Source organism: Pseudomonas sp. Eth.TT006, from assembly GCF_054456575.1.
Genome location: NZ_JBTJEN010000011.1, coordinates 64,288 through 81,246 on the forward strand (window position 1 = coordinate 64,288; position 16,959 = coordinate 81,246).

General features: G+C 62.0%; 15 protein-coding genes and 1 riboswitch. Of the genes, 3 read left to right on the plus strand and 12 right to left on the minus strand.

Going from position 1 to position 16,959, the window contains the following annotated elements; translation table 11 throughout:
• Positions 1–10 precede the first annotated feature (10 nt).
• The 6 genes from uca to ACXR0M_RS18395 form a co-directional block, all read right to left on the minus strand.
• Positions 11–3,673 (minus strand): urea carboxylase, encoded by a 3,663-nt coding sequence (gene uca, locus ACXR0M_RS18370; protein WP_458833205.1) that lies wholly within the window; start codon positions 3,671–3,673, stop codon positions 11–13.
• Between the two features lie 283 nt (positions 3,674–3,956).
• Complete coding sequence (locus ACXR0M_RS18375) at positions 3,957–4,598, minus strand: urea amidolyase associated protein UAAP2 (RefSeq protein WP_458833206.1); 642 nt, start codon at positions 4,596–4,598, stop codon at positions 3,957–3,959.
• An 11-nt stretch (positions 4,599–4,609) separates the two neighbouring features.
• Entirely contained in the window at positions 4,610–5,335 is a 726-nt protein-coding gene (locus ACXR0M_RS18380) for an urea amidolyase associated protein UAAP1 (RefSeq protein ID WP_458833207.1), read from the minus strand.
• 13 nt (positions 5,336–5,348) lie between these two features.
• Positions 5,349–6,137: an ABC transporter ATP-binding protein gene (locus ACXR0M_RS18385; protein ID WP_458833208.1), complete on the minus strand. Its 789-nt coding sequence runs from the start codon at positions 6,135–6,137 to the stop codon at positions 5,349–5,351.
• Positions 6,134–6,949, minus strand: coding sequence for an ABC transporter permease (locus ACXR0M_RS18390; RefSeq protein ID WP_458833209.1), 816 nt, complete (start codon positions 6,947–6,949; stop codon positions 6,134–6,136). The genes ACXR0M_RS18385 and ACXR0M_RS18390 overlap by 4 nt, the downstream gene beginning before the upstream one ends.
• 18 nt (positions 6,950–6,967) lie before the next feature.
• Positions 6,968–8,035 carry a putative urea ABC transporter substrate-binding protein gene (locus ACXR0M_RS18395; RefSeq protein ID WP_458833210.1) on the minus strand — a complete coding sequence of 356 codons (1,068 nt, stop codon included), beginning with the start codon at positions 8,033–8,035 and terminating at the stop codon, positions 6,968–6,970.
• Positions 8,036–8,099: 64 nt separating this feature from the next.
• A riboswitch (guanidine-I (ykkC/yxkD leader) is annotated at positions 8,100–8,200 on the minus strand.
• Between the two features lie 283 nt (positions 8,201–8,483).
• Here ACXR0M_RS18395 and ACXR0M_RS18400 point away from each other — a divergent pair.
• Positions 8,484–8,747: a hypothetical protein gene (locus ACXR0M_RS18400; protein ID WP_458833211.1), complete on the plus strand. Its 264-nt coding sequence runs from the start codon at positions 8,484–8,486 to the stop codon at positions 8,745–8,747.
• A gap of 178 nt (positions 8,748–8,925) precedes the next feature.
• Positions 8,926–9,324 carry a hypothetical protein gene (locus tag ACXR0M_RS18405; RefSeq protein ID WP_007963255.1) on the plus strand — a complete coding sequence of 133 codons (399 nt, stop codon included), beginning with the start codon at positions 8,926–8,928 and terminating at the stop codon, positions 9,322–9,324.
• A 65-nt stretch (positions 9,325–9,389) separates the two neighbouring features.
• Here the strand turns inward: ACXR0M_RS18405 and ACXR0M_RS18410 are convergent, their stop codons facing one another.
• Complete coding sequence (locus tag ACXR0M_RS18410; RefSeq protein WP_458833212.1) at positions 9,390–10,502, minus strand: enoyl-CoA hydratase/isomerase family protein; 1,113 nt, start codon at positions 10,500–10,502, stop codon at positions 9,390–9,392.
• A 133-nt stretch (positions 10,503–10,635) separates the two neighbouring features.
• On the opposite strand from ACXR0M_RS18410, the gene ung reads away from it, so the two are divergent.
• Positions 10,636–11,328, plus strand: a complete 693-nt coding sequence (gene ung, locus ACXR0M_RS18415) for a uracil-DNA glycosylase (protein ID WP_097086750.1) — start codon at positions 10,636–10,638, stop codon at positions 11,326–11,328.
• Between the two features lie 89 nt (positions 11,329–11,417).
• Here the strand turns inward: ung and ACXR0M_RS18420 are convergent, their stop codons facing one another.
• From ACXR0M_RS18420 to ACXR0M_RS18440, 5 genes are all read right to left on the minus strand, one after another.
• Positions 11,418–12,452, minus strand: coding sequence for an AbrB family transcriptional regulator (locus ACXR0M_RS18420; protein WP_458833213.1), 1,035 nt, complete (start codon positions 12,450–12,452; stop codon positions 11,418–11,420).
• The gene (locus tag ACXR0M_RS18425) at positions 12,445–13,959 is read right to left on the minus strand and encodes a tripartite tricarboxylate transporter permease (protein WP_458833214.1); all 1,515 of its coding nucleotides are present in this window, start codon (positions 13,957–13,959) and stop codon (positions 12,445–12,447) included. The genes ACXR0M_RS18420 and ACXR0M_RS18425 overlap by 8 nt, the downstream gene beginning before the upstream one ends.
• Position 13,960: 1 nt before the next feature.
• On the minus strand, positions 13,961–14,419 hold the full coding sequence (locus ACXR0M_RS18430) for a tripartite tricarboxylate transporter TctB family protein (RefSeq protein WP_458833215.1): 459 nt from the start codon (positions 14,417–14,419) through the stop codon (positions 13,961–13,963).
• A 58-nt stretch (positions 14,420–14,477) separates the two neighbouring features.
• A complete protein-coding gene (locus ACXR0M_RS18435) occupies positions 14,478–15,455 on the minus strand; it encodes a Bug family tripartite tricarboxylate transporter substrate binding protein (RefSeq protein WP_458833216.1) in 978 nt (325 codons plus the stop codon).
• A 108-nt stretch (positions 15,456–15,563) separates the two neighbouring features.
• Positions 15,564–16,856, minus strand: a complete 1,293-nt coding sequence (locus ACXR0M_RS18440; protein ID WP_458833217.1) for an OprD family porin — start codon at positions 16,854–16,856, stop codon at positions 15,564–15,566.
• Positions 16,857–16,959: the final 103 nt, after the last annotated feature.

The window sequence follows — 16,959 nt, forward strand, 5'->3', positions numbered from 1 at the left end:
CCAATTGGCTTCAGTCGAGTGCTAGCACCACGACCCGTTGTCCGGCGCGTACCGACGAACCGGGCTGCACGCGGATCTCGCGCACCACCCCGGCCATCGGCGCGAGTACCGGGATTTCCATCTTCATCGACTCGAGAATCACCAGCACATCTCCCGCCGCGACGCGGCTGCCGGCTTCGACCAGCACCTGCCAGAGATTGCCGGCGATGTGGCTGTCGACGCTGTGCTCACCGCTGGCCAGCGGCGCATCTTCGCTGGACTCGGCCATAGCTTCTTCGCTGTCGAAATGTGCCTGCCCGCTGGTGATCCAGCGTTCGCGCTCGGCGTTGAAGGCGCCCTGTTGCCGGGCGCGAAAGGCACTGATGCCTGTGGCTTCGCGGCTGAGAAACGCCTGATAGTCGGCAAGGTTGAGCTGGCTGTGTTCGATGTCGAGATCGAAACGCCCCAGCGGAAAATCGCGGCGGATGCGCAGCAATTCGTCGGCGCTGACCGGGTAGAAACGGATCTGGTCGAAGAAGCGCAGCAGCCACGGTTTGCCAGCGAATGCGGCGACTTCGCGGTAGCGATTCCACATCTGCAGCGTGCGCCCGACAAACTGATAACCGCCGGGGCCTTCCATGCCGTACACGCACATGTAAGCGCCGCCGATGCCCACCGAATTCTCGGCGGTCCAGGTGCGTGCCGGGTTGTATTTGGTCGTCACCAGGCGATGGCGCGGATCGAGCGGCGTGGCCACCGGCGCACCGAGGTATACGTCGCCGAGGCCCATCACCAGATAGCTCGCATCGAACACCGTTCGTTGCACTTCGTCGAGATTGGGCAGGTCGTTGATGCGACGGATGAACTCCAGATTGCTCGGGCACCACGGCGCGTCCTTGCGCACGGTGGTCATGTACTTTTCGATGGCCAACTGGCAAGCCGGGTCGTCCCAGGACAGCGGCAAATGAACGATGCGTGACGGCACTTGCAGGTCGTTGGCAGCGCACACCGCGTCCCACTCGCCGGCGATGAGGCCGAGCAGATCGGCCAGCGGCAGTTGCTCGGGCTGGTAGTGGATTTGCAGCGAGCGGATACCGGGGGTGAGGTCGATCACGCCGTGCAGGGATTTTTGTTCCAGGGCTTGCATGAGGGCGTGCGCGCGGAAGCGCAGGACGAGATTGAGCTCAGGCTCGCCGATTTCCAGCAATAGGTGAGTATCCCCGGAGACCCGCGCAACCAGCCGCCGATCCCCCTGACCCAACGCCAAAACCACAGGCGACACCAAACCCTGTGGGAGCGGCGGTGCGACGATTCGACTTGCTCGCGAAAGCGCTGTGTCAGACACATCAATGTCGACTGACACGGCCTCTTCGCGAGCAAGCCCGCTCCCACAGTGGGAATCCCATTTCAAGGCGAGGTTGCGGGCGGTCTTGAGGTCGACGGGAATGAACTGGATTTTATCGCCCGCCTTGAGCTGGCCCAGTTGCCAAAGATCCGCCTCGATCACCGTCACCGGGCAGACAAACCCGCCAAGGCTCGGGCCGTCCGGGCCGAGGATCACCGGCATGTCGCCGGTGAAATCTACCGCGCCGATGGCATACGGATTGTCGTGAATGTTTGACGGATGCAACCCGGCTTCACCACCGTCGGCCCGCACCCATTCCGGCTTCGGCCCGATCAGCCGGACGCCAGTGCGGCTGGAGTTGAAATGCACTTCCCAGCGGGTTTCAAAGAATCTGCTGATGTAGTTTTCGGTGAAATATTCCGGTGCGCCGTGGGGGCCGTAAATCACCCGAATCTGCCGCACCGCCGGCAACGCGGTGATGTGCTGTTCGGTCAACTGCTGACCAGCGCTGCGGTCCCCCAGCGCGGGGATATGCAACACATCCCCGGCGCGTAACGCACGACCACCGTGCCCGCCAAACTGGCCAAGGGTGAACGTGCTTTTGCTGCCCAGATAATCCGGCACCTGCAAACCGCCGCGCAGGCACAGATAACTGCGTGCACCGGCGCCGCTGATGCTGCCCAGATGCAACGTCGCGCCCGCCGGGATCAGCAGGGCGGTATTCATTGGCACGCTTTGCCCCTCAAGCGTCAGGCCAATCGGCGCCCCCGTCACCGCGACCACCGCCTCACAATTGAAGCGCAGCAACGGCCCGCTCATGGTGATTTCCAGCGCCGCCGTACCTTCGGCGTTGCCCAGCAGACGATTGCCCAGACGCAGCGCACGACTGTCCATCGGCCCCGATGGCGGTACACCGACCGCCCAGTAACCGAGGCGCCCGGGATAGTCCTGCACGCTGGTTTGCGTGCCGGCGCTGAGCACTTCAAAGGTGTTGGCGCGATAGACCAGATGCTCCAGACAACGGGTCCACGGCTCACCGCTGGCGAACGGCGTGTCGAGGAGGATCTGTCGCAGGTAATCACGGTTGGTTTCGACGCCGTATAACAGACTGTCGCCCAACGCTTGATCCAACTCGGCACGCGCCTGTTCGCGGGTCGGCGCCCAGGTGATGACTTTGGCAAGCATCGGATCGAAGTACGGCGGGATCTCGCAACCGGCCTCGACCCAGGTATCGATGCGCAGCTCAATGCCATTGGCCGGGGGGAATTGCACGGCCGTCAGCAAGCCAGGGCTCGGCTGGAAATCGCGGCCCGGATCTTCCGCATACAACCGCGCCTGAATCGCATGGCCTTGAGGTTTCAACGGGCGATACAACTCGCTCAGCGGTGGCAAATCTCCCGCCGCCAACTCGACCATCCAGCGCACCAGATCGACACCCCAGACCTGTTCGGTGACACCGTGTTCCACCTGCAAGCGTGTGTTCACTTCAAGAAAATAGAAACGCTGCGCCTCGCTGTCGAAGACAAATTCCACGGTGCCGGCGCTGCGATAGTTCACCGCTTTCGCCAGTTTGATCGCCGCCGCACAGAGCGCTTCGGCCATGCCGTGCGGCAGGTTCGGCGCCGGGGTTTCTTCGAGGACTTTCTGATTGCGCCGCTGCACCGAGCAGTCGCGCACGCCGAGGGCGATGACCTCACCGCGGCCGTCGCCGAACACCTGCACCTCCAGGTGCCGGGCGCGCTGGATGTATTTTTCGATGAACACCCCAGCGTCGCTGAAGTTGTTCTGGCCGAGACGTTTTACCGCTTCGAAGGATTCGCTCAATTCGCTGGCGCTGCGGCACACGCGCATGCCGATGCCGCCACCACCGGCGGTACTTTTCAGCATCACCGGGTAGCCCACCTGTTCGCCGGCGATCAGCGCGGCGTCGAGGCTGTCGAGCAGTTCGGTGCCTTCGAGCATGGGCACGCCGTGCTGTCTGGCCAGCGCACGGGCGGTGTGCTTGAGGCCGAACACGCGCAGTTGTTCCGGCGTCGGGCCAATGAAGGCAATGTCGTGCGCTGCGCAGGCTTCGGCGAACGCGGCGTTTTCCGAAAGAAACCCGTAACCGGGATGAATCGCCGTGGCGCCGCTTTGTTTTGCGATGGCGAGGATCTTGTCGACCGCCAGATAGGTGCCGGCGGCGGCGCCTTCACCGAGGCTGTGCGCTTCATCGGCGTGGAGGATGTGCAGGCTGGCGGCGTCGGCTTCGGAATACACGGCCACGCCTTTGACCTGCAGCGAAGCGAGAGTGCGCAGGATGCGGCAGGCGATGGCGCCACGGTTGGCGATAAGGACTTTTTCGAACATGGCATAACCCCTGAAGGGGAAGCGGGCCGTCCCGCCGTTTTTCGACAGACATCCGGGCCGTCCCGGATGAAAAAAAACACGTGTCTCAAATTCACCACAGCCCCCTGTGGGAGCGGGCTTGCTCGCGAAAGCGGTGTGTCGTTCAGCGGGGATGTAGCTGATCCACCGCATTCGCGAGCAAGCTCGCTCCCACAGGTTGATCAGGGGTGTCTGGGGGATTTCAGGCACTGCCCGGACCGCGCCTGGCACAGGGCAAACAACCAACGGCGCAACCGGCTGATTTTCAGTTCCATACCAGCAGCTCCGCAGGTGTCGGGTTGTAGGCGTTGCACGGGTTGTTCAGTTGCGGGCAGTTGGAAATCAGCACGATGACATCCATCTCCGCGCGCAAGTCGACGTACTTGCCCGGCGCCGAAATCCCGTCCTCGAAGGTCAGCCCGCCGTCCGCCGTGACCGGCACATTCATGAAGAAATTGATGTTCGGCCCGATGTCGCCTTTGCCTAGTCGGCCGTCGTGGGCGCAGGCGCGCAGGTAGTTGTCGCGGCAGCTGTGCATGTAGCGTTTTTCCAGGGCGTAGCGCACGGTGTTGCTCTCTTGTGCGCAGGCGCCGCCGAGGGTGTCGTGGCGGCCGCAGGTGTCGGCGACGATGGTCAGCATCGGCTGGCCGAGGTTGGAATACAGCACGCTGCCGCTGCTCAGGTAGACGCTGTTCTGCCGGCGCAGCGTGCGCTGCACGTCGTAGCGTTCCTTGGGATTGGCGAGGCTGTAGAACAGCGTATCGACGGCCTGATTGCCTTCCAGGTCTAGGATACGCAGGGTCTGGCCGGCTCTGACCTCCATCAGCCAGGGTTCACCGGCCGGGATCGTGGCGCGGTACACCGCGGTGTCGGGTTGTTTTGGCGAAGTGGCGATAGCAATTGACATGGCAGCGATCCTCAGGCGAACAAACGGTCGGTGTTGATAAAGCCGCGCTCATTTTCCGGGCGCGAGGTGCGGCAGTGTTCGGCGACGCTGGCGTCGGCGTTCATCCAGCTCAGTTTCAGTGGTCTGGGCGCGTATTCCGGCGCCGGATCCATCGGGTGTTGCAGCGCGGTGAGCACCACCAGCGTGTCCATCGGCGCGTACAACTCGATGTAGTCGCCGGCCCTGGAGTTGCCCTCGACGAAGTGAAAACGCCCGGCCTCATCGACGTTGACGCGGCTGAACAGATTGAGGGTCATCAACAGATCGGAGAGGCCCAGGCCCCACTTGCCGAGTTCCACCAGCAGGTTGTCGGTGCCGTTGCGGAAGAAGCCGTTACGCAGTTCCTGGTAGCGGCCCTGACCATACTTCTGCGCGACTTCTTCGGCGCAGAGCACACCGCCGAGGCTGTCACTCCAACCGCAGGTGTCAGCGGTGATCGCGGCGAGTACGCGGCCCATGTCCGAGTACAGGCAGTGGCCGCTGGTGAGTTTGGCGGTGTGTTGGCATTTGAGGCTGTCGGGCAGGTTGAGCCGTTCGGTTTTTTCATTGGCGTTGAGCAGGGTCAGGCTGACGTTGGCGCCGCCGCGCAGATCGGTCAGGCGCAGCAATTGGCCGCGCTTCAACACAAAAGAGCGATGGCCGCCGCCGGGCAGCATTTCTTCGGCAAACGGTGGAAACAGTCGGGTCGAATCAGTCATGGGAGCAGTCCTCTCAAGCGGTGCGAAGGGCGCCTGCCAGTGGCAACGGCAGGGCGTCGACAACGGCGCGTTGGGCGCGGCGGTCGCTGTTCAAAGGGATGTCGTAGGTGATGCGCGCGCCATAGGCGCCGGGGGCATGCGGGTCGAGGCGAACCTTGTCGAACACCAGCAGACGGGTGCCGAGGCTGAAGCCTTCGGACAAGTCGTGGGTGACCATGAACACCGTCAGTCGGGTTTCGCGCCACAGCTCCAGCAGCAAGGCGTGCATGTCTTTGCGGATGCCCGGGTCGAGCGCGCCAAACGGTTCGTCGAGCAGCAACACCCGTGGTTTCATGATCAGCGCCTGGGCAATCGCCAGCCGTTGCTGCATGCCGCCGGACAGCTGCGCCGGGTACTTGTCGAGTGCATGGCCGAGGCCGACTTTGTCGAGCAATGCCGCCGCCTGTTCGCGCGCCTCACGTTTGGCGCTGCCGAACAACCGACCGAGCAACGGCGCACGCGGCAGTTCAAGGCCGAGTGCGACGTTGTCGAGCACGCTCAAATGCGGGAACACCGAGTAGCGCTGGAACACCACGCCACGGCTGGCGTCCGGCTCGCTGGCCAGCGCTTGACCGTCGAGCAGGATCTCGCCGCGACTCGCCGTTTCCTGACCGAGCAGCAGCCGAAGGAAGGTCGATTTGCCGCAACCGGACGCGCCGACCAGGGTGCAGAACTCGCCCTCGTTGACGCTCAGGTTCAAGCCTTCCAGCACGACCTGATCGGCGTATTGCTGCCAGACGTTCTTGACCGTGATGAAGCTCATTTCGCCGCCCCTTCATACCAAGGGAATGCACGACGAGTCAGGTATTTCAGGCCCCAATCCATCAGCCAGGCGAGCAGGGTGATCCACACCACGTACGGCAGAATCACGTCCATCGCCAGATAGCGCCGCACCAGAAAAATCCGGTAGCCGAGGCCGTCGGTGGAGGCGATCGCTTCGGCAGCAATCAGGAACAGCCACGCCGAACCGAGCATCAGCCGCAACGAGATCAGTAAACGTGGCAGCAGTTGCGGCAGTACCACGCGCAGCATCAGCGTCCAGGTCGAGGCGCCGAGGGTCTGCGCCTTGATCAGCAGTTCGACGGGGATGTCCCGTGCTCGCTGTTCCAGATCACGCGCGAGGGCCGGGGTGATGCCGATGACGATCAGCATGACTTTCGACAACTCGCCCAGACCGAAGACGATGAACAGAATGGGCAGGATCGCCAGCGGCGGCACCATCGACAGCACCGTCAGCAGTGGTGATAACGGCGCACCGAACAGCGGCAGCGTACCGGCGGCGATGCCCAGGCACAGCCCCGCCAGCGCGGCGATGCCGAGGCCGATGGCCAGACGCCGCAGACTCGACGCGGTGTCCTGCCACAACAGGTAGTCACCGGTGCGGCTGTCGGCATTCAAGGCCAGGCGTTTTACCGCGTCGGTCATCTGCACGGCGCTGGGCAGCAGTTTGTCGTTGGGGTTGTCCGCCAGGCGCTCGGCCGAGCCCAGGAAGTAGGCGAACAGCACCAGGGCGAACGGCAGGATCACCAACAACAGGCGACTCGGGCGATCCGGGTGGCGATTGATCAGGCGCATGGCCAAATCCTCCGTGGCTTACAGCTTGGCGTCGGCGGCCATCTGCACGTAGGTCGGATCGAAACGCAGCTTGAGGTTGCCGGTGTCGCCGCTGGTCACGCCGTTGGCGAAAGCCATGCCGACCGCGCTGGTGTCTTTCGCGCCTTCGCCGAGCAGGCCGTGCTGGAAGGAGAATTCGGCGACCTTGCGCATGGTTTCCGGCAGTTGCTTGCTGGTGGCGAAGCTCAGCGCCTCCTGCGGTGTGGCGAACAGTCTGGTGGTGTCGAGTTGAGCCTGGAATCCGCCCAGATCAGTGCCCGAGGCCTTGGCCATGTGCTCCAGCGCAGCCTTGCTCGCGGCGTTCTTGGCGTTCATCAGTTCGACCACTTCGAACCATGCGCCGGTGAGTGCTTTACCCAGCGCCGGGTTGTCTTTGAGGGTGGCGCTGTTGACCACCATCATGTCCATGATCTCGCCGGGAATCTGGCTGGAATTGAACACTTCGGTCACGCCCGGTCTGGCCTTGATGTCCGAGAGCATCGGGTTCCAGGTGGTCACCGCGTTGACCTGTTCGGTGTTGAAGGCGGCGGAGATATCGGCGTCGGAAGTGTTGACCACTTTCAGGTCTTTCTCGGTCAGGTCGACCGAGTCCAGCGCGCGGGCCAGCAGGTAGTGCGAGACCGACAATTCCACCAGATTGACGTCCATGCCCTTGAGGTCGGCGACTGTCTTGCCGGCGCCCTTGAGGACGATGCCGTCATTGCCGTTGGAGAAATCGCTGACGATCAGCGCAGTGCTGTCGACGCCGCCCGCCGCTGGAATGGTCAGTGCGTCCATGTTGGTCATGGTGCAGCCGTCGAACTGGCCGGCGGTGTACTGGTTGATCGATTCGACGTAGTCGTTGAGCTGCACCACGTCGATCTTGATTCCGTACTTCTTCGCCCATTTGTCGACGATGCCCTGGCTGCCGGCGTATTCCCATGGCATCCAGCCGGCGTAAATCGTCCAGCACACGCTGAAGTGGTCTTTCTGTGCGGCGGGGGATTGCGTGCTGATGAGCGCGGCGAACACCGCGGCGAGCAGGGCGGGCAAACGTAGTCGGGTCATGGTTCGATTCTCCAGTTGATCAAGGGCGGACAGGAAGGCAACGCGGCACCGTGAACGGTGGCTTGTCTCCCGGGCTTTTGTCCCGCCGTGTAACCTCAACTGGAGGTCGCCAACTCTCGGACCAGTCACTCGCGCTTGCGAGCCGGAACCCTAGTCAGCCATTGCAAATTGTGGTGCCGCGAACCTGTGATGACTCCTGCACGGTTTTGCTAAAGCGAGAGGCGTGCCAAGTCGCGTCAGGCGCTCTGGCGCGGGGTTGCCGGTTGCCTCGGCGTGCAGACAGGGACGGTAGGGCGCTTTGTGTTGGTGCGCGGCTGCACCGTCATGCAGCGTGGATGCCGCTGATCTGATGCTTTCGGGGTGTCGGCACTCGGCATGGCTTTGCCAGTCAAAACAGATGTCAGCCGGTCTGTGCCGACTGCTGTCGCGGGTCTTTCAGGAGGCCGCCATGCTTATTCCAAAAACGTTGCGAAGGGTGCTGCTGGGAGCAGTGCTCGGTTTCGGTCTGTCCGGGTGTTATTACTACGCCGGTTCTTACGATGCTTATCCCGCCACTTATTACTATCCCGGCTATTACACGCCTTATTACTACGGTGGTTATTACGGTCCACGCTACTACGGTGGCGCGCGTTATTACCACGGTGGCTACGGGTATCGAGGCGGTTACGGGCGCGGTTATCACGGTGGCGGCTATCACGGTGGTCACCACTGATCAGCTCTAAATGACAGCGTTTTCCAAATGAACAGGATTTCATCAATCACTTGTTTCAACTTGTTGCAGGAACGCACCAGATTCCGAAAACGCTGTCAGATATTTCGTCAGTCACCCAATAAACGACTGATGCCTGCCAGCGTCGCTGGTGTGGCTACCCGCGGTCCAGGAGGCCGCCATGTATCGACGAATTCTTCTACTTGCTGCGATGATGTTTTCCGTTGCCGGTTGCGCTCCTTACTCCTACGCAGACAGTTATTACAGCTCGGAGGTCTACACCTCACCCGCACCGGCTTACTACAACACTGGCGGCACTTACTACAGCGGTGGCAGCACCTATTACTCGGCCCCGCGCTACTATCAGGCGGCCCCACGCTACTACCAACCGGCTCCGCGTTATTACTCGGCGCCACGCTACTACCAGCCAGCACCGCGCTACTACGAGAGCCGCCGCTGGCACGACAATGACCGAGGGCGTTGGGACGGTCACCGCGGTGGAGGCTGGGACCGCGACCGGGGCGGTCGGGATCATCACGGAAACCGCGGTGACCACGGTGGGCGAGGCGGTCGCTGGTAATCCTCCGCAAACAAAAAAGCGGCGCATTGAGCGCCGCTTTTTTTGTGCCTGCGATTTGCTGGCAATCAATAACTCGTGAGATCCGCCAGCGGATGCCGACCTTCCCATACCTTGTGAAAATGCGCTTCGACCACTGCTTCCGGAACATTGTTGATGTCCGGCCAATGCCAGTGCGGTTTCTGATCCTTGTCGATCAACCGCGCCCGCACCCCTTCGCTGAACTCCGGGTGACGGCAGCAGTTTAGGCTCAGCGTATATTCCATCTGAAAAACTTCGGCCAGTGACAAATACCGCGCGCGGACGATCTGTTCCCAGACCAGATGCGCGGTCAGTGGCGAGCCTTCGCTCATGGTCTTCGCCGCGCGGGCGAGCAACGGATCACTGCTGTCGCGTTGCAGGCTGAGGGCTTTCCAGGCGCAAGCCACGTCGCTGACGTCGAGCAGTTCGTCGAGCGACTGCCGCCGTGGCAGCCACTGCGCTTCGGGCATCTGACCGATGGCCTCCTGCTGCAAAGCCTTGAGCAGACTGTTGAGTTGCATGGCGGTCTGTTCCTGCCAGTTCAACTGCAGCAGGCCTTCGATCAGTTCCGGCTGCTGTTCGTCGAGCAGAAAGCGGTCGGCCAGACCCAGATCGATCGCATCGCGAGCGTTCATGTGCGCCCCGGTCAGACCGAGGAACAGCCCGAGCCTGCCCGGCAAGCGCGAAAGAAACCAACTGGCGCCCACGTCCGGATACAAACCGATGGTGATCTCCGGCATCGCCAGCCGGCTGCTCGGCGTGACGATCCGCGTGCTTGCACCCTGCAGCAGGCCCATGCCGCCGCCGAGCACGTAACCGTGGCCCCAGCAGATCAGCGGTTTGGGGTAGGTGTGCAGGCTGTAGTCCAGGCGATATTCGGCGGCGAAAAACTGCGCAGCCAGTGGCGGGACTTCGCCGGGGTGGGCGCGGCAGGCTTCGACCAGACTGCGTACCTCGCCGCCAGCGCAGAACGCCTTGGCGCCGTTGCCGCGCAGCAGCACGCAGACGATTTGCGGATCCTTGGCCCAGGCCTGCAGTTTGTCGCTCAGGGCGTTGATCATCGGCAAGGACAGCGCGTTGAGCGATTTTTCAGCGTCCAGCGTGGCGATTCCGAGGCGGGCGCCATCGGTGCCGGTGAGTTCTTCGAAGTGCAGATTCATCGTGACCTCGATCGGGAATTTGAACGATCAGTATGATCGTTGTGTGGGAAAGTGCCGGATCTGCGTCAGATCAATTGACAAGCATGGGCGGGTTTCCTAGGGTTCGCCCCACTTGTTTTCGCCGGATGTAACCATGACTGCTGACGACCGTATCAAACTCGAACCGAGCTGGAAGGAGGCACTGCGTGCTGAGTTCGACCAGCCTTACATGGCAGAGTTGCGCAATTTCCTGCAGCAGGAGCGGGCGGCCGGCAAGGAGATCTATCCGCCGGGTCCGTTGATTTTCAACGCACTGAATTCGACGCCGCTGGATAAAGTCAAAGTCGTGATTCTTGGTCAGGACCCGTATCACGGCCCCGGTCAGGCTCACGGCTTGTGCTTCTCGGTGCAGCCGGGCGTGCCGGCGCCGCCGTCGCTGGTCAACATCTATAAAGAGTTGAAACGCGACCTGAACATCGACATCCCCAACCACGGCTACCTTCAGAGCTGGGCCGATCAGGGCGTGTTGATGCTCAACACCACCATGACCGTCGAGCGCGCCAACGCCAACGCGCACAAGGACAAGGGCTGGCAGTTTTTCACTGACCGGATCATTGAAGTGGTCAGCGAGCGCCAGCCACATCTGGTGTTCATGCTGTGGGGCGCACATGCGCAGAGTAAGCAGAAGCTGATCGATGCGACCAAACATCTGGTGCTGACATCGGTGCATCCTTCGCCGTTATCGGCTTATCGCGGATTTCTGGGTTGCGGGCATTTCAGCCGGACCAACAAGTTTCTCGAGCAGAATGGTGAGGCGCCGATCGAGTGGCGGTTACCGCCGATCTAAAAAGCATCGCGAGCAGGCTCACTCCTACAGGTACAGCGAACGCATTCCAATGTAGGAGTGAGCCTGCTCGCGATGAAGTCGACTCGGTATCACTCGGGATGACGATTCCAATACCGAAACAACGGCTCCGCCAGAAACAGCACAAACAACAACCGCATCACCTGCATCGCCGTCACCAGCGGTACCGACAGTTGCAGGGTCTCCGCCGTCAGGCTCATTTCGGCAATCCCGCCGGGCATCATGCCCAGCGTCAGTGAGCGCAGATCCAGATGGGTCAGCGCACTCAAACCCAGCGCGGCCAAGGTCGCGATCAACATGGTCAGCGCCGTGCCGATCAATGTCCGCCCCATAAAGGACGGCGCGCGGCGGAAGAACTCCCGGTTGAAGTGACAGCCCAGGCCGCTGCCGATCAACCACTGGCCGATCTGGCTGCCACCGTCCGGCAGGCCGATGTGCAAGTCCCAGGTAATGCTCACCGTGGCACTCACCAGCAACGGCCCGAACAGCCACGGGTTGGGTTGACGCAAGCGCTGCCAGAGCCAGGCGAGCAGGGCGCCTGCAGGAAACAGAAGCGCCAGCCAGCGCCAATCGACGTTGCCAGCGTGAGAAATTGGCGTGCCGTCGCCCAGCAGATACTTGAATGCGGCCGGTACGCACAGCACCACCACCAGCACTCGCAGACTTTGCCCTGCCGCGACATGGCTGAGCAGCGCGCCGTTGCGGGCGCCGAGGTTGACCATCTCCCCGGAGCCACCGGGCATGCTTGAGAAGAACGCTGTGGCGCGATCCTCACCGGTGCGGCGCATCAGCCACACGCCGACGACTGCCGACAGGCTGGTGACCAGCGCACCGAAGAAGATCAAACCGAAATGACTGAGGACCTGCTCCATCACCAGCGGGGTGAAGTGCAGACCGATGCCGATCCCGACAATCCATTGGCCGCATTTGCGGCCGCCGGGGATTTCCCTGAGTTGCCATGGGGTCAGGCAGCGCACCAGGATGATCGCCAGCAACGAGCCGACCATCCACGGTAGCGGCCAGCCGATCTGGCTGGCGATAAAACCGCCCAGCAGACCGACCAGCGGCGTCGCCCACCAGCTTCTGAGGGACGAGCGATCAGACATCGGCGATGGCGCGTTGCGCAGCCGCACGTTTGCGCCAGATGCGGATCAGCGGGAACACCAGCATCAGCGCCGTCAGCACCCAGACACCGAAAGTGATCGGGCTCGACCAGAGGATTTCCAGTGCACCGTTGGAGATCGACAGCGCACGTCGCAGGTTCTGCTCCATCAGACCGCCGAGAATGAAGCCCAGCAGCACTGGCGACAGCGGGAAGTCCAGCTTGCGCAGTATGTAACCGAAGATGCCGATGCCGACCATCAGGAACAGGTCGAAGGTGGTCGCATGCACCGCGTACACGCCGATCCCGGTAATGATCGCGATCACCGGCACCAGCGCCCAGTTCGGCACGGCGAGGATGCGGGTGAAGATGCGGATCATCGGGATGTTGAGGATCACCAGCATGATGTTGGCGATGAACAACGAGGCGATCAGGCCCCAGACGATGTCCGGTTGCTGTTGGAACAGCAGCGGCCCCGGGGTGATGTTGTACAGCGACAGCGCGCCGATCATCACCGCAGTGGTGCCCGAACCGGGTACGCCGAGGGTCAGCATCGGCACCAGTGCGCCACAGGCCGAAGCGCCGATCGCGGTTTCCGGAGCGGCGAGGCCACGGGCGTCACCCTGACCGAATTTGCCGCTGGCGCCGGCCATGCGTTTTTCGGTCATGTAGGCCACGGCGCTGGCGAGCGTCGCACCGGCGCCCGGCAACACGCCCATGATGAACCCCAGCAGGCCGCAACGGATGTTCACCACGAACACCGACGCCGCTTCCTTGAAGTTGAACATCATCCGCCCGGTGGCTTTCACCGCTTCCTGGCCGCGATGGGTTTTTTCCAGCAGCAGAAGGATTTCACTCACCGAGAACAGACCCAGCACCAGCACCACGAACTGGATGCCGTCGGTCAGGTGAATGTTGTCGCCGGTGAAGCGGTACACGCCGCTGTTGGCGTCGATGCCGACGGTCGACAGGAACAGACCGATCAGCGCCGCAATGAAAGTCTTCAGCGGTCGATCGCCGGCCATGCCGCCGAGGCAGACAATCGCGAACACCATCAACACGAAGTATTCCGCCGGTCCGAAGGCGATCGCCCATTTCGCCAGCAGCGGGGCGAATAGCACCATGCCGCAGGTGGCAATGAACGCACCGATGAACGAACTCCACGCCGACAGCGACAGCGCCACCCCGGCCAGACCCTGACGGGCCATTGGATAACCGTCGAGGGTGGTCATCACGGTGGAGGCTTCGCCCGGAATGTTCAGCAGGATCGAACTGATGCGCCCGCCGTATTCGCAGCCCAGGTACACCGCGGCCAGCAGAATCAGCGCCGACTCCGGCGGCAGGCCGAGGGCGAAGGCGATAGGGATCAGCAGGGCCACGCCATTGATCGGGCCCAAGCCCGGCAACAGCCCGACCACGGTGCCGATCAGCGTGCCGGTCAGGGCCGTGACCAGGTTGTACGGGCTCAGCGCGACGCCGAAACCCTGGCCCAAATAACCGAGAGTATCCATATCAGTTCTCCAGAACGTCGAGCAGGCCCAGCGGCAGCGGAACGTCCATCAGGCGGTCGAACAGCAGGTACAGGGCAATGGCCATCAATGTCGTCACCACGATGCTCGGCAACCAGCGACCGCCGTACAGGCGCGCCATCGGAATGCCGATCAGGATGCTGCTGAGAATGAAGCCCAGCGGTTCGAACAGGCCGGCGAAGATCAGCAGCAACAGCACGCAGATGCTGATCTTGGTCAGGGTTTCGCGATCCAGCGGCGGCTCGTCTTCACTGTGTTTGATCGGCGCCGGGCGGAACACCATGTACAGCAGCGCCAGGCCCATCAGGCCGAGCATCAGCAGAGGAAAGGCGCGCGGGCCCACCGGTTCGTAGGAAAAAGCCGCTTGATACGGCCACGCCATCAGCGCCAGTCCGACACAGACCAGCAGCAGCACCGAAGCGAAAATGCGTTGTAAGAGCATGGGAAACTCCTGTGCCGTGAGCTCGACGCGCGAGGCCACGGCCGCTAGACCGAGAGGATCACTGAATCAGGCCGAACTCTTTGGCCAGCACTTTGTAATCCGCCACTTGTTTCTTCACGTAGGCGTCCAGTTCCGGGCCGGTCATGGCGAACGGGAACAGCTCACGCTGATCGCGCAGCTTGGCGAACTCTTCCGAGGTCAGCAGTTTGTCGAAGGCTTCTTTCCACCAGGCGTAGTCTTCGTCGCTGACTTTCGGCCCGAGGTAGAAGCCGCGCACCACGGGCCAGACGATGTCGTAGCCTTGTTCGCGAGCGGTCGGGATGTCTTTCATTTCCGGCTCATCGAGGCGCTTGTCGGCGAACACCGCCAACAGACGCATGTCGCCGCTCTGGATGTGCGGCATGGAGTCGGAAATGTCGGTACTGCCGACCTGAATGTGGCCGCCGAGCAGGGCGGTGGCGATTTCGCCGCCGCCTTCGAGGGCGACGTAACGCAGGTCACGCGGGTTGATCCCGGCAGCCTTGGCGATCAATGCGGTCTGCATCCAGTCCTGGCTGCCGACGGTGCCGCCGGAACCGATCACCACCGAGCTTGGATCTTTCTTCAAGGCTTTGACGAGATCGTCGAGGGTCTTGTAGGGCGAATCGCTTTTCACTGCGATGGCGCCGTAACTGGTGCCGACGGCGGCGAGCCAGCGCACGTTGCTTTCATCGAAACGGCCGAATTTGCCCTGCGCCAGGTTCAGCAGCGACCCGCTGGACCACGCCACCAGCGTACCGGCATCGGCCGGGCGCTGAGCGACCACCGCGTTATACGCTACCGCGCCGACACCGCCGGGCATGTAGGTCACGCGCATCGGTTTGGTCAGCAGTTTTTCGTTGACCAGCGCGCTCTGCGCCAGTTTGCAGGTCAGGTCGAAACCACCGCCGGGGGAGGCCGGGGCAATGCATTCCGGACGTTTCGGTTCGGCCATCAACTGGCCGGCAACCAGCATCACACCAGCGGCCAGAGCAACTTTACGCAATGATAAGTTCATTCAAGTCTCCACTATTTCTTGTTGTAAGGGCTTTTGTAGGAGCTGCCGAAGGCTGCGATCTTTTGATCTTTTGATCCTGGGATCACAACCCCCAACGTTTTCAATCAATTACCAAAGGGCAACGCTATAGCTCACCAGCAACCGCACTTCATCGGCATCGCGAGCCGAGTAGTTGGAACGGTAAGTGGCATTACGCAAACGCACGGCGACATCTTTCAAGGCGCCGCTTTGTACAACGTATTTGATCTCGGTGTTGCGCTCCCACTCTTTGCCTTCTTCGCCGTTCTTGAGCTTGATGTTGTCGCCGCTCAGGTAACGCGTCATGAAACTCAGGCCGGGAATGCCGAGTTTGGCGAAGTCGTAGTCATAACGTGCTTGCCACGAATGCTCTTCGGCGCCGGCAAAGTCGTTGATCTGCACGAAGTTGACCAGGTACGGGTCGCTGCCATCGACATACGGGAAGGCGCTGTCGCCGGACATGTGCTGATAACCGGCGCTCAACTTGTGCCCGCTCAAGGCGTAGCTGACCAGACCGTTGAGCGAGCGGTTGTCGATCTTGCCGCCACGGGCCGCGCCCTGATCGTCACTCACGGCAAAACGCAGGTCGGTGGCGAAGGTGCCGGGGCCCATCGGGCGCGAGGCGAGGAGGCCGAAGAAGTGCTGGTTGTAGACTTCATCGAGTTGCGCAAAGTGGTAGCTGCCGGTGATCTTGTCGGTGAACTTGTAGTCCACGCCGGCAAAGTCGAAATGCTTGCCGGCCACGGTTCCGGCAAAACGGCCGTTCTTGTTGTTGAGGGCAATGTCCTCGAAGTCGGTGCTGTCGCGGTCCTTGGCTTTCTCCAGACGGCCACCGGTGAAGGTCAGGTTCTTGATCTCTTTGGAGGTCAGCAAACCACCCTCAAAGGTCTGCGGCAGGATGCGCCCGTCGTTCGGCTTGAGGATCGGCAGTTCCGGCATCAGGCTGCCGACTTTCAACTCGGTGGCGGAGATTTTCATTTTGCCGGTCAGGCCGACTTTGGAATATTCGTCGGCGGCGCGCCCGTCATCGTGGGTCGGCAACAGCCCGGTGCCGGTGCGATCCGGACTCGAATCCAGCTTCACCCCCAGCATGCCCAGCGCATCGACACCGAAGCCCACGGTACCGTCGGTGTAGCCCGATTGCAGGTTGAGCATGAAACCCTGTGCCCATTCATCACGCTTGCTTTGCTGGGCACTGGTGCCGTCGCGAAAGTCGCGGTTGAAGTACATGTTGCGGGTTTCGAAGGTGGCGGAACTGTCTTTGATGAAGTCGGCGTAGCTCAACGGCGAAAAACCGGCGAGAGCGGCAGCACTGGCGAGGGCGGTGTGGCTGAAGCGCGAAGGGCGAGCGGGCGTAAGAGCCCTGGTCTGCAAGGACGGCATGCGCGGTGTACTCCGTTTTATTGTTCTTATTGGTCGAAAACGCTTCGTGGCGTTTTTCGTAACGCTGTGTGGCAGCAGCGACGGCAGTCGAAACTGTCCGTGG

Bases quoted from the DNA above. Each gene is read 5' to 3' on its own strand.
- uca (WP_458833205.1), bottom strand. From the start codon at position 3,673: ATGTTCGAAAAAGTCCTTATCGCCAACCGTGGCGCCATCGCCTGCCGC.
- ACXR0M_RS18375 (WP_458833206.1), bottom strand. From the start codon at position 4,598: ATGTCAATTGCTATCGCCACTTCGCCAAAACAACCCGACACCGCGGTG.
- ACXR0M_RS18380 (WP_458833207.1), bottom strand. From the start codon at position 5,335: ATGACTGATTCGACCCGACTGTTTCCACCGTTTGCCGAAGAAATGCTG.
- ACXR0M_RS18385 (WP_458833208.1), bottom strand. From the start codon at position 6,137: ATGAGCTTCATCACGGTCAAGAACGTCTGGCAGCAATACGCCGATCAG.
- ACXR0M_RS18390 (WP_458833209.1), bottom strand. From the start codon at position 6,949: ATGCGCCTGATCAATCGCCACCCGGATCGCCCGAGTCGCCTGTTGTTG.
- ACXR0M_RS18395 (WP_458833210.1), bottom strand. From the start codon at position 8,035: ATGACCCGACTACGTTTGCCCGCCCTGCTCGCCGCGGTGTTCGCCGCG.
- ACXR0M_RS18400 (WP_458833211.1), top strand. From the start codon at position 8,484: ATGCTTATTCCAAAAACGTTGCGAAGGGTGCTGCTGGGAGCAGTGCTC.
- ACXR0M_RS18405 (WP_007963255.1), top strand. From the start codon at position 8,926: ATGTATCGACGAATTCTTCTACTTGCTGCGATGATGTTTTCCGTTGCC.
- ACXR0M_RS18410 (WP_458833212.1), bottom strand. From the start codon at position 10,502: ATGAATCTGCACTTCGAAGAACTCACCGGCACCGATGGCGCCCGCCTC.
- ung (WP_097086750.1), top strand. From the start codon at position 10,636: ATGACTGCTGACGACCGTATCAAACTCGAACCGAGCTGGAAGGAGGCA.
- ACXR0M_RS18420 (WP_458833213.1), bottom strand. From the start codon at position 12,452: ATGTCTGATCGCTCGTCCCTCAGAAGCTGGTGGGCGACGCCGCTGGTC.
- ACXR0M_RS18425 (WP_458833214.1), bottom strand. From the start codon at position 13,959: ATGGATACTCTCGGTTATTTGGGCCAGGGTTTCGGCGTCGCGCTGAGC.
- ACXR0M_RS18430 (WP_458833215.1), bottom strand. From the start codon at position 14,419: ATGCTCTTACAACGCATTTTCGCTTCGGTGCTGCTGCTGGTCTGTGTC.
- ACXR0M_RS18435 (WP_458833216.1), bottom strand. From the start codon at position 15,455: ATGAACTTATCATTGCGTAAAGTTGCTCTGGCCGCTGGTGTGATGCTG.
- ACXR0M_RS18440 (WP_458833217.1), bottom strand. From the start codon at position 16,856: ATGCCGTCCTTGCAGACCAGGGCTCTTACGCCCGCTCGCCCTTCGCGC.